Origin of the sequence: Burkholderia sp. Bp9004, assembly GCF_003858025.1 — a bacterium.
GTDB lineage: Bacteria > Pseudomonadota > Gammaproteobacteria > Burkholderiales > Burkholderiaceae > Burkholderia > Burkholderia diffusa.
On sequence record NZ_QTQD01000007.1, the window covers coordinates 98,197 to 110,602 of the forward strand.

Sequence of the window (12,406 nt, forward strand, 5' to 3'; positions counted from 1 at the left end):
CGCAATCCGGGTACCGACGGCGGCGGACGTGCCGCTGCCATCCCGGCCGCATGCCACGCGGCGGAGCAGTTGAGATGGCGGCAAGCGCACATCTTGCGCGTTCGCCGGTGCCGCGGCCCGACGTTCGACACCATGTCCGCGAACTGCTGTCCGCGCAGAAGGGCTTCGGCGCGCTCGATCCGGCCATGCGCCGCGATCTTGCGTCCGGACTGGCACGGATCGGCTCGTTCGCGCTCGACCACCACGAACTCGCGGCGCGCCCCCGCACGGCACTGGCCGTTGCGCAGAACGCGGGCGCGGAGTATTCGGGCACCGCCATCGACCGGATGGCCGGCACGACCCGGGCAGTGCTCAACGCGGTGTCGTTCCCGCGCTTCGTGACCGAGCTGATCACGGGCGTCTTCAAGGCGATGAACGATTCGAACCAGCAGCAGCTGACCGCGTTCGTCGACCTGATCCGCAATGTCGCGCAGACCACCGAAGGCTTCGCGGACAGCAACGTCGGCATCGCCGGCGCGCGGCAGTGGCTGGCCGAGCATTTCCCCACCGCCTACGAGGTCACCGGCGACGACGAAGCCGCGGACGATGCCGACGAACTGGCAGGCCTGCCGCCGGACGAGCGCCGCCAGCGCCAGCAGGAACTGCAGGCCGAGCGCGATGCCGCGACCCGGCTGGCGTTGCGCCCGGGCGCGACCCCGCCCGCCGAAGCCGCGCTGCGCAGTGCGCTCGGATTGGGGCCGGGCGATGCGGTTTCGGCCTCCGATCCCGAGCGCCTGGTGCCGCTTGCCCAGCAGGTGCTCGCCCGCAACCGCCAGCAGTTGCTCGCGACGATGGTGCAGATGGGTTTGCAGCGCATCGTCATAGAGAGTGGACGGCTCAACGCCGCGATGAATTTTCATATCGACGCGAGCAGCGCCGCCGCCAACGACCGTGGCTCGCAATTCGACACGCGCAACACGGTGGGGGTGAGCGGGGGCGCCCGCTTCGGGCCGTGGGGCGCGGAGGCCAATGTGCAGAGCACGATCGGCTACGTGTCGACCGACCGAACCCAGACGACCGAGAGTTCGCACGCCGACGTCAACCTGAGCAGCGGCGTCGAACTGGTGTTTCGTACCGACTACGTACCGTTGAACCGGCTGGCGGGCGTGGGCGACATCGAACGCATCCGTGTCAACACGATCAATCCGGATGCCGAAGCGGCGCGTCTGTCAGCCGATCGCACCGCCCAGCGCAGCGCCGAACAGGCCGACATGGCCGCGCGCCGGACCTCGCTGGACGGCGGGCTGCGCGCGCCGCCGCCCGTCGGTCCTGCGGCTTCGGGTTCCGCGGCGTCGGGTTCGGCAGGGGGCGCGCACGCGAGCCAGCCGGGCTCGTCGGCCTCTTCAGCCTCGTCGCCGAATTCGGCGTCTGCTCCCGCTACCGCTCCCGCGCCGACGCCGCCGGCCGGGTCGGGCGCCGCAGCGTCCTCGTCGCCCGCGCCGCCCACGATGGCCTCACCTCGATCGCCTGCCGGCACAACGGCGGCGGGACACCGCGCAGCGTGATGAACGTGCGCGCCGGCGGCCGTTGGCGACACACCGTGCCGCGCCGGATCCCGTCGATGACGACGTTCAGCCGCGCGAGCGACGTGTCGAGTACGAGGTGGCGCTGGGGGCGACTGCCAGCGCCGATCTGACGCGCCGGCATCGTGACGATGACTTCACGTGTGCGTCGATCAGGCACGCGGTGCGACCGACGCACCGACGATTCCATGCCGCCGCAGCGAATCCGCGACGAAGCCCGACGCCTTCATCTCCTCGACGAACGTGCCGAGCAACGCGGCGGCCGCTTCGCCGCGGCTCTTCGGCACGCCCATCGCCTGGCGGATCACCATGAAGCGCTCGTCGAGCAGGCGCAGGCCCGTCGTCTTCGCCGCGTCGGCCTCGAGCTGCTGCTTCACGCCCGCCGCGACTTCGAGCTGCTGCTCGACGAACGTCGACACCACGGCCTGCGATGTCGGCGCGCGCACGATCTGCGCGGCTTTCAGTTCGCGCGTGAGGAACAGGTCGTACGCGCTGCCCTTGCCGACGGCCACGCGGTTGTGCGGCTGGTCGACGTCCGCGTTGCTGCGGATCGGCGAATCGTCGCGCACCAGATAGAAGCCTTCGATCAGCACGTACGGTGCGGTGAACGCGACCGTTTCGCCGCGCAGCGGATCGACCGCGAAGAAGCCGAAATCGGCGCGTTCTTCGGTCAGCGCCTGCACCGACTTGCCGGCGGTGTCGAACACGACGAGTTCGAGCTCGGCCGGCAGCCGCTCGGCAAACGCACGCGCGAGGTCGATCGATACGCCGAACGGCTCGCCCGTGGCTGGGTCGCGGTTCGCGAGGATCGGATTGCCGAGATTGATCGACGCGCGCAGCTTGCCGGTCGGGGTGAATGCGGAGAGGACGGAAGGGTCGACGGTCATGAAAGGGCTCGTAAGGAATCGGATGTGCGGGAACGGCGAACGGTCAGGGCGCCGAGGCAGCATCATCCGTGACGGATCGGTTGGCTCGTTGCGGCGGTTGCCTCGTCTCGACTACTTCACCGCGACTTCCGTATGCACGACTTGCGGCGGGCTCTTGAAGAACGGCCCAGCCAGCTGACGCCACGCCTGGAAGTCGTCCGATTGCCGGAAACGCACCATGTGATCGTCGACGGTGTCCCATTTGACGACGAGCAGGTAGCCGCCGCTGCGCTCGATCACGCGGTGCAGCTCGGCGCCGCCGCAGCCCTGCGCGCGGGCGAACAGCGGGAGTGCCTGGCGAACCGCCGCTTCGAATTGCTCGGCCAGCGACGGATCGATTTCGAGCGATGCCATTTCCAGAATCATGAATGCTCCATGCGGGGTGAATGATGCGACAGGGCGCGCCATGATCGACGCGTCCCGCAACGATACCGGAAGTCCGCATCACGTGTTCCGGATGGCCGGCTCGCGCCCGGCCGACCGTGCGATGGGTGCGGCTGATCGGCTCATGCGCGTCAGCGTTTTCCCTAATGTGGAATACGCGGCACGAGCCGATGTCACAGAGGTAGTGAAGATAAACAATCCGAGGACAGCCATGACGACATCCGCGATGAACGGAACGAATGATGCACCACCCGAAACGATCGCCGAGGCCGCATCCGACATCCTCGCGGCCGCCCCGTCGATCCTGTTGGTGGACGACGAGCCGAGCGTGCTGTCCGCGCTCAAGCGCGTGTTGCGGCCCGCGCGCTACACCATCCTGACCGCCGAAAGCGGCGAGGCCGCGCTCGACATCCTGGCGTCGACCGAAGTCGATCTGATCGTGTCGGACATGCGCATGCCGAACCTGAGCGGCGCGGCGTTTCTCGCCCGCGCTCGCGCGCTTTACCCGGACACGATGCGCATCCTGCTGACCGGCTATTCCGACATCGCGTCGATCGTGGAGGCCGTCAACGAAGGCGGCGTGTATCGCTACCTGAACAAGCCGTGGGACGATCATGATCTGCTGATGACCATCGAGCAGGCGCTCGAACAGCGGCGCCTTCGGGGCGAGGCCGCGCGGCTGGCCGCGCTGACCGAAGCGCAGAACGAAGCGCTGCGCCGCTTCAATACGGAACTCGAAACACAGGTTCGCGCGCGCACCGAGGAGCTCGGGCAAACCGTGATGTTTCTCGAAGCGGCGCAGCACGACCTGAAAAGCAGCTTCACCGCGATGGTGCAGGTCTGCGCGAGCATGATCGAGATGCGCTGCGGGTCGGCGAGCGGGCATGCGATGCGCGTCGGCGAGATCGCGCGCCGTCTCGCGCTGTCGGCGGGGATGAGCAGCCTGCACGCGCAGGACGTGTATTTCGCGGGACTGCTGCACGGCATCGGCAAGCTGTCGCTGCCCGACGAGCTGTTGCACAAGCCGCTCGTGAAGATGACGACGGACGAACACAGCCTGTTCCAGCAGCACCCGCTGCGTGCGCAGATGGTGCTCACGCCGGTTGCGCAATTGCACAAGGTCGCGTCGATCGTGCTGCACCAGTACGAGCGATTCAATGGACGCGGCACGCCGGACGGGCTCGCGGGCGACGCGATTCCGCTCGGCTCGCGGATCGTCGCGATCGCGCGCGATTTCGAAGGGTTGCGCAACGGCGAGATCGGTTCGCCGCATTCGGTCGAGCAGGCGATCGACGTGCTGCACTCTCAGGCCGGCGTGCGTTACGACCCACTGCTCGTCGCGCGCTTCATCGAACTGATGCGGGATCCGGCAAGCCTGCGCATCGCGGCGTCCGTCGCTGAGATCCGGTCCGAACAACTGCGCGAGGGGATGCAGCTCGCGGACGATCTGCGCACGCATCGCGGGGTGCTGTTGATGACGAAGGGCAGCGTGATGTCGGCGCACCAGATCGAGCTCGTGCGCCGTTTCGAGGCACGCGAAGGCACGACGTTCGACATTCTCGTGATGACCGGCGCCGCCGCGTCGACGCAGGCGCCGGCCGGCACGTCGCCGGCCTGACGCTGCGCCGGCCGGGCCGTGGCGCGCGATCGGTCGCGCGTCGCCGCAACGCGTTCATTTCGACTGGGGCGCTCGATCATGCATGGCACCTACAACCTGCTGCTTGTCCTGCTGTCGCTCGTCATCGCGACGCTGGCGTCCTATACGGCGCTCGACCTGGCCGCGTTCATTTCGCTGCTCGACAACCCGACGCTCAAGCGCGCGTGGCTGGCCGGCGGCGCGGCCGCGATGGGCACCGGAATCTGGTCGATGCATTTCGTCGGCATGCTGGCGCTGTCGCTGCCGATCCCGCTCGGCTATGCGCTGCCGGATACCGGCGCGTCGCTGGCGATCGCGGTGCTCGTGTCGTATTTCGCGCTGAACGTCGTCACGCGCGCGCGGTTGAGCCGCCGGCGCCTGCTGGCGGGCGGCGTGCTGATGGGCGCCGGAATCGTCGGCATGCATTACACGGGCATGGCCGCGATGCGCATGGCGCCCGGCATCCGCTACGATCCCGCGCTGTTCGCTGCGTCGATCGGCGTCGCGGTGATCGCATCGACCGTCGCGCTCTGGATGGCGCAGACGTTGCGCGCGCAACAAGCGCGCCATGCGACCGCGCAACGCATCGGCGCCGCGCTGATCATGGGCATCGCCATCACGGGCATGCACTACACCGCGATGGCGGCCGCGCATTTCGCGCCGGATGCGCGCTGCGGGGCCGCCAACGGCATCGATGCACCGTGGCTCGCGACCACCATCGCACTGTTCACGATGGCGACGCTGATCGTCACGCTGCTCGTCTGCCGCTTCGATGCGCGCACGACCTTTCTGCGCGGCATGACGGACACGCTCGAACGGCTGGTGCGATTGCGGACCGCGGAACTCGAAACGGCGTTGCGGCGCTACGAGCAGACGACGACGATGCTGCAACGCACGCGCGAGAACATGGCGACCGAAATCGACGAGCGCCGGGCGGCGCAGAGTCGGCTCGAACAGGAGAAGGACGAACAGCGGCGCCTGCTGCGGGCGCTCGAGGAAACCCACGTGCAGTTGCTGCAATCGGAAAAACTCGCGTCGATCGGCCAGCTCGCGGCCGGCGTCGCGCACGAGATCAACAATCCGATCGGCTTCATCAGCGCGAACCTCAATACGCTCAGGACGTGGGTGCGAAGCCTGCTCGACGTGATCGCCGCGCATGACGCCGCGCTCACGCAGCTGGAACCGGCGACGCGCGATGCGCTGACGGCGATGCGCGGAGAGGCCGATCTGGACTACGTGCGCGACGAGATCGTGACGCTGATCGACGAATCGATCGACGGCGCGGTGCGGGTGCGGCGCATCGTGCAGGACCTGCGCGATTTCTCGCGGCCGGGCAGCGGCGAGTGGAGCGTGGTGGATATCCATGCGGGCCTCGAGAGCACGCTCAACGTCGTACACAACGAACTCAAGTACAAGGCCGACATCGTCCGGGAGTACGGTGACGTGCCGCAGGTCGAATGTCTTCCGTCGCAGTTGAACCAGGTATTCATGAACCTGCTCGTCAACGCGGCACATGCGATTCCGTCGCGCGGCGTGATCACGATCCGCACGTCGAGCGACGGCGAACAGGTGTCGATCGCGATCAGCGATACCGGCACCGGCATGACGCCCGACGTCGTTCGGCGGATCTTCGATCCGTTCTTCACGACGAAGCCGGTCGGGCAGGGCACGGGGCTGGGGCTGTCGGTGTCGCACGGCATCGTCGAGCGCCATCGCGGGGCGATCGACGTGACGAGCGAGCCGGGGCGCGGCACGACGTTCTGCGTTCGACTGCCGATCCGGCGCGCCGAAGGCAGCGCGGACGCGGCGGCGGCAGTCGAGCAACGGGCATAAGCGACAGGCGACGCGTCGTCACCGCACCCGCTTGCGCCGCCGCCTGCGAAAGAAATTCCAGAACATCGCAGTCGCGTCCGGCCCCGTCGCGGAGTGGAACGCTTCGCGCGGATCGCCGCCGCTCCACGCGTGCGCCAGGCGGCGGACGATGCAGACCCGGACGATCAGCCGGCCGCCGCGCAGATAGTCGGTGTAATCGGCATCGTCATGCGCGTAGGTATGTTGCTCGCCGACACGCAGTTCGCCCTGTTCGTCGACGAGCCGATTGATCCGCGCGAACGCGACGCCGAGCTGCCGCGCGTTTTGATCGGCGACGACCGTATCGAGTCCGCCATGCACGACGAGCGCGGGCATGCCCGGATAAGCACCCACGTCGACGCAGGCGTCGACGACGCTTATCGGATCGTCGCGCAGGCCGCGGCGCATCAGGCTCATCGCGGCCATCGTCGACAACGGCGGCGCGATGGCCGGACCGGAGTGCAGGCCGACGGCCGCGAACAGATCGGGAGACTCGATCGCCAGCCGTGCCGCCAGTCCCGCGCCGGCCGACATGCCGGCCAGGTAGATCCGGTCGCGGTCGAACCCGCGCGCCCGCACGATCGCGTCGATCAGTGACGCGATCGCCGGGGCCTCCGACTGCGACGCATCGCCATGCCAGTTCCAGCAGCGATGCGAATGGGCTGTCTTCGCCTGTTCGGGAAACAGCACGGCAAACCCGGCGCGCTCGGCGATGCGGCAGATGCGCGTGCCCGCGGCAAACGACTCGGCCGACTGCTTGCAGCCGTGCAGCATCACGACGACGGGCATGCCGTCACTCGCCGCCGAAGCGGCCGGCAGGTACAGCGCGTAGGCGAGATGGTTGACGAGGCGGCCGGCGGTGGGGCGCGCGGAATGAAACGAGCGCAGCCACGTGCCGGGTGCCTGGTGTGGCGATGTCCGTGCGGGCGGCGCCGGCGCGCGCACGCGACGCGTGGTTCGGGCGGTGGCCGCGCGCTGGGTGGACGGCGCCGGTTTGGCTGTCTTCCTTTTGGGGCGCGTAGTCGCCGCGGCTGAAAGCAGATCGAACGGCCGCAGCCAGAGGCTGGATTTTTTCCTGGGCATGGACGGATCTCGTGCCGGCAGCTCGCGCGACAGCATGCGGCGAGCCCGGCCGCTGGATGGACGGCGAATGCGGGCGGCAGCGCACAATGCGTGCCGCGGGAAGCGTCCGCGTCGGCGTGCCTCGGCACGGCCGATACGGGGAGCGACTGACCGACAGAACACCACGCCGCGCGACATCAATCCGGCAGCGTCCCGATTCTGGCCGGCCACGCACCATGCTAACAGGCGTCGCTCGCCTCGGGTGCGATGGTTCCGTGACCAATCGGTGAATGCTTTGACCCCACTGCCGACGGATGTCGGTTGCGTGCGAGCGGATGTCGACGCTTCACCGATACGTCCACAACCGGTGCATCACGAACATCGTCGGCGGGATCAGCAGCGCGATCGCGACGATGGCCCAGCCGCGAGGCACGTCGAGCAGTTCGGCGGTGCGCGCGAGCAGCATCGTTTCGGCGAAGCCGGCCAGCGCGGCGGTCAGATAGCGCAGCAGGTTGCGCGAACGCACGGTCGACGAGAAGCTCCACAGCGTGTTCGCGAGATACGAGAACGCCGTCGCGCAGACGAACGCGACGGCGTTGGCGATCACCTGAGTCGCATCGAACAGCGTGTACATCGCGGATGCGATCAGCACGTGCAGCGCGGTCGAGCCGAGCCCGGACAGGCCGAAGCGCGCCAGCCGCACGCGCTCGGCATAAAGCAGCTCGAACATCGCTACCTCCGCGCTTCAGCGCTCACCCACCCGCACGCGGGCCGGCTGCGCGCGGCGGCGTGCGTTCGGGCGCCGCGCATCGCGCACGACCGGCAGTTCGATCACCTTGGCGTGCGTCTGGTAGCGACGGCGAATCAGATAGACGGGGCGTTGCTTCGACTCGTCATAGATGCGTCCGATGTACTCGCCGACCACGCCGATGCCGACGAGCTCGATCCCGCCGATGAACAGCGTCACCGACAGCAGCGACGGATAGCCGAGCACCGGGTTGCCGAACAGCAGCGTGCGGCCCACGATGAACGCGCCGTACAGGAATGCGAGCGCGGCGATACCGAGGCCGATGTAGGTCCAGCTGCGCAGCGGCACGGTGCTGAAGCTTGTGATTCCCTCGAGCGCGAAGTTCCACAGCTTCCAGCCGGAGAACTTCGAGTGCCCGGCGCTGCGCGCTTCGCGCTGATACTCGATGATCACGGTCTGGTAGCCGACCCACGCGAACAGCCCCTTCATGAAGCGATGACGCTCGGGCAGGCTGCGCAGCGCGTTCACGACCTTGCGGTCCATCAGCCGGAAGTCGCCGACGTTCTCCGGCAGCTTCACGTCCGACAGCAGGTTGTGCACGCGGTAGTAGATCGCGGCGGCGGTGCGCTTCGAGAACGAATCGCATGCGCGGTTGCTGCGCTTCGCGGCGACGACTTCCACACCGTTGCGCCAGTGCTCGAGCATCACCGGAATCAGGCTCGGTGGATCCTGAAGGTCGGCGTCGAGCGGAATCACCGCGTCGCCGCCCGCCTCGTCGAGGCCGGCCGTCAGCGCCGCTTCCTTGCCGAAGTTGCGGGTGAGATCGATGACGCGCACGCGGCGGTCGGTCATGCTGACCCGGATCAGGCGCTCGAGCGTGTCGTCGCGGCTACCGTCGTTCACGCAGACGATCTCGAAGCGGATCGCATCGAGACCGGCCATCAGCGGAATCACGACGTCGAAGAAGCGTTCGACGGCCTCGCCTTCGTTGTAGAACGGTACGACCAGCGAGACGAGCGGTGTGTAGAGTGGTTCGCGCATGATGAGTTCCCCTGTAAGACGTGCGTATCAGCGGCCGGCACCGAAGGTGGGGCGGCCGGCGCGGCGCAGTCCGTGCGCCGGGCGGTGGTGTGAGCGGACCGGATGCGGGAACCCGGTCTCGGTCGAGTTGTCGTGTGCGTCGGGCATCGACGGGACGTCGTGTCTTTCTTGTGCAATCCGGCTGACGAGCAGCGCCAGCGACGCCAGCGTGACGAGCGGCATGAACTGGAACGACAGATGCGTGACGATCGCGAGGCCGGCGAGCGGCGTCGCCCACATCAGCATCAGCCATTCGCGATCGAAGCGTCGCCAGCCGTGCGTCCACGCATAGCGCGCATACCACGCGATCACGAGCCCGTACCAGGTCAGGTCGTAGTCGTACAGGTACGGGCTGACGATCAGGCATGCGCAGGCGAGCGTGGCGGCGCGCAGCGCGTACGAACACGCGCCACGCCACGCGTACACGACGGCGATCGCGGCGGCCGCGGCCGACAGCAGCTGCAGGCCGCGCGCGACATACGCGGGCCAGCCGGCGAGGGTGGCGAGCGCGAACACGGTCGGCATGCGCGCGAGCTTGACGTGGCCCGCGTCGACCGTCTGATACGCGTCGTTGATGCCGTGCACGAATGCGATCCACGACTCGAATCCGAACGCAAGCGTCGTCAGTCCGACGCCGACGGCGATCGTCGCGGCCCATGCGGCCAGTGCGCGCCATTGTCCGGCGCAAAGCAGCGCGAGCGGGAACAGGACCGCCATCTGCGGTTTCATCGTCAGCAAACCGAAGCAGATGCCGGCGATAACGGGGCGGCGATTCAGCGTCAACAGTCCGACGCCGGCGAGCGTCGCGGTCAACAGGCTCGTCTGCCCGACGATCACCGTGAGGAACGCGCCGGGGAACGCGAGCGCGCAGAGCAGCGCGGCATCGCGCTGCACGGTGGCGCGGATCGTCACCACGAACAGCGTGTAGGTAACACCGAGCCACAGCACCAGCGCGAGCAGGTAAGGCATCCAGCCGAGCGGCAGCACCAACAGCAGCATGGTCGGCGGATAAAGCCACGGCAGCGAACCGTCCGCGGCGTTCATCATCGGGATCGCGAGTTTCTCGATCGAGAAGAGCGAGGAGAACTGCCATGCGTCCACCGCATGCCCGAGCGCGGCGAGCCGTGCGGCGCTCCAGATCGGCGCGAGATCCTGCGCGAGCGGTTCGGGCACGGACGTATGAGACCCATGCACGCGTGCGAGATAGATGCAGATGAACAGCAACTCGGTGAACAGTACCGCTGCCGCATAGAGGCGCACCCGATCACGATTGAGCCAATGCGGGAACCGGCGCGGGCCGGCGATCGGCAGTTCCGGATGGGCGTCGATGGCCGAATCGACATGCAGAAGGGAGAGCGGCGATTTCATTGCGCATTCCGCGACGCGAGGGTCGAGCGACGCACGACGACGAACAGGACGGCGAGCAGCACGACCGGGCCGATCTGCGGCAGCCTCGTGATCCGGTTGAACACCTCGAATATCGGCAGCAGCCACGCGAGCACGATCACGATCTGATCTCCCGGCAGCCAGCCTTCGTCGAGACCGTGGGCGATCAGGCAGAAGACCGCGATGCCGAGCCAGGCCAGCTCGTAATGCCACAGATAGGGTGTCGACAACAGTGTGGCGACCGCCAGCGCCGCGCCGCGCAGCCGCATGTCGTTCGTGCGACGCCAGACTTGAACGGCGGCGGCGATTGCGAGCAGCCCCACGGCGGCTTGTGCGGCAAGCGAGACCGGAATCGATGCACCCGCGAGGCGTAGCGCCGCGAACGGCGTTGGGGAAACGAACCAGTAGGCCGGCAGGGTGAAATGCATGCCGCGCACGATCGACATCGCATGGGCCAGGCCGTTCAGGGAGCCCGTGCCGGTCAGCGCAATGCCGGCCACCGTGAACAGCGTGGTCGTGACCGCTGCCGACATGAAGGTTCGCCACGAGCGCGTCGCGATCAGCACGAACGGAAACACCAGCGCCATCTGCGGCTTGATGGCGAGCAACCCGATCAGCATGCCGGCGACGACCGGGCGTCGGCCGAGGAAATGCAGCGCGAGTGCGGCGATGCCGGCGGTCAGGATGCTGTTCTGCCCGTACAGGACGCACGCGAACACGCCCGAATAGGCGAGCACGGCGAGCGCGGCGGCGCGCGGAACGGGCAGGTGCGCACGCAGGCCCGACAGTCGCAGGACGGCATACGCATAGCATAAAAGGCTGCCCGCAAAAAAGAGGAAATACGCGGGCAGGAAAGGCACGAGGGCAACCGGCGCGATGAACAGCAGCATCGTCGGCGGATAGAGCCAGGGCAGCGATTGGTGACCGATATAGGAACCGAACCGCGCTACCTCGGCATGGGAGAAGAAGACCGGATCATAGGTCGCTGCGGCATGGCCTTGCAGCACGAGCTGCGACGCGGTCCAGAAGACGGAGAAGTCGACGCCCGGTCGGGCAGCTGTCTGTGACGTGAAGGTGTCCGTAACGACGCCCCAGGTGATCAGAAAGGCCACGCAAAGCAGCAGCATGACGCAGCTGTACGGAACGATCCGGTCAGCTGTCAGCCATTGAGCACAGCGTTTGGCGCGATAGCGCACTCCACGATTGGCTGTGTACATGATGCCCCGTTTGCAGTGAAGGCTGCCTGGTCTTGCGCAGCCATTTTGTGTTGTCGTGTGTCCGGATCGAATCGCGCTCGATGGCGCTGTCCGGTGAGTGCATTGTTGGAGAAAAAATCGTGTGACGCAAACCGCGGGCTGAATCGCGAAATGTCGATTCGACGGCGACATGGCTGAAAAGCGGCTTTTCACGTCTGAGAAATCCGTACCGGGGCAAATGATGTTTCTCGCTTGAAACATTCCGTGTTTTTCACCGGTCCCGCGGTGTGCGGAATGCACGTCGGGCGACGCGCGACCCGGATTCGGGAAAATCCCGAGAAAATTTTTTGGGGCCCTTGCACAGCACGACGGCGCCCTGCCGGCACGCGGCGCCGGCCGGCACGCGTATATCAAATCTGAAACATTTTGTGCAGCGCGCCGAAACCCGATCGACGGATGAATCGACGGAACCCTTGCTGCGCCTCGTTTTCCCTCCGGCTGGCCTGCTCTTTGCGTCAAGGTCCGCACGACAGTCGACGACGTGATGAACGACCGGTTGAAGCAACAGGCTGACA

10 protein-coding genes are annotated in these 12,406 nt (G+C 67.2%); 3 read left to right on the top strand and 7 right to left on the bottom strand.

Features of this window, described 5'->3' with window-relative positions; all coding sequences use genetic code 11:
• Positions 1 to 107: 107 nt before the first annotated feature.
• The gene (locus DIE08_RS10695) at positions 108 to 1,544 is read left to right on the top strand and encodes a hypothetical protein (protein WP_124901863.1); all 1,437 of its coding nucleotides are present in this window, start codon (positions 108 to 110) and stop codon (positions 1,542 to 1,544) included.
• Positions 1,545 to 1,714: 170 nt separating this feature from the next.
• Here the strand turns inward: DIE08_RS10695 and DIE08_RS10700 are convergent, their stop codons facing one another.
• Positions 1,715 to 2,449: an ABC transporter substrate-binding protein gene (locus DIE08_RS10700; protein WP_124901864.1), complete on the bottom strand. Its 735-nt coding sequence runs from the start codon at positions 2,447 to 2,449 to the stop codon at positions 1,715 to 1,717.
• A 111-nt stretch (positions 2,450 to 2,560) separates the two neighbouring features.
• Positions 2,561 to 2,854 carry an antibiotic biosynthesis monooxygenase gene (locus DIE08_RS10705; protein ID WP_124901865.1) on the bottom strand — a complete coding sequence of 98 codons (294 nt, stop codon included), beginning with the start codon at positions 2,852 to 2,854 and terminating at the stop codon, positions 2,561 to 2,563.
• Positions 2,855 to 3,083: 229 nt separating this feature from the next.
• On the opposite strand from DIE08_RS10705, the gene DIE08_RS10710 reads away from it, so the two are divergent.
• Entirely contained in the window at positions 3,084 to 4,490 is a 1,407-nt protein-coding gene (locus tag DIE08_RS10710) for an HD domain-containing phosphohydrolase (RefSeq protein ID WP_124901866.1), read from the top strand.
• Between the two features lie 78 nt (positions 4,491 to 4,568).
• The gene (locus tag DIE08_RS10715) at positions 4,569 to 6,341 is read left to right on the top strand and encodes a histidine kinase (RefSeq protein ID WP_124901867.1); all 1,773 of its coding nucleotides are present in this window, start codon (positions 4,569 to 4,571) and stop codon (positions 6,339 to 6,341) included.
• An 18-nt stretch (positions 6,342 to 6,359) separates the two neighbouring features.
• Here the strand turns inward: DIE08_RS10715 and DIE08_RS10720 are convergent, their stop codons facing one another.
• The 5 genes from DIE08_RS10720 to DIE08_RS10740 form a co-directional block, all read right to left on the bottom strand.
• Complete coding sequence (locus DIE08_RS10720; RefSeq protein ID WP_124901951.1) at positions 6,360 to 7,442, bottom strand: PHB depolymerase family esterase; 1,083 nt, start codon at positions 7,440 to 7,442, stop codon at positions 6,360 to 6,362.
• 325 nt (positions 7,443 to 7,767) lie between these two features.
• On the bottom strand, positions 7,768 to 8,151 hold the full coding sequence (locus DIE08_RS10725; RefSeq protein WP_124901868.1) for a GtrA family protein: 384 nt from the start codon (positions 8,149 to 8,151) through the stop codon (positions 7,768 to 7,770).
• Positions 8,152 to 8,166: 15 nt separating this feature from the next.
• The gene (locus tag DIE08_RS10730) at positions 8,167 to 9,210 is read right to left on the bottom strand and encodes a glycosyltransferase family 2 protein (RefSeq protein WP_124901869.1); all 1,044 of its coding nucleotides are present in this window, start codon (positions 9,208 to 9,210) and stop codon (positions 8,167 to 8,169) included.
• 27 nt (positions 9,211 to 9,237) lie between these two features.
• Entirely contained in the window at positions 9,238 to 10,617 is a 1,380-nt protein-coding gene (locus DIE08_RS10735) for a glycosyltransferase family 87 protein (RefSeq protein WP_124901870.1), read from the bottom strand.
• Positions 10,614 to 11,852, bottom strand: coding sequence for a glycosyltransferase family 87 protein (locus DIE08_RS10740; RefSeq protein ID WP_124901952.1), 1,239 nt, complete (start codon positions 11,850 to 11,852; stop codon positions 10,614 to 10,616). Before DIE08_RS10740 ends, DIE08_RS10735 begins: the two co-directional genes overlap by 4 nt.
• Positions 11,853 to 12,406: the final 554 nt, after the last annotated feature.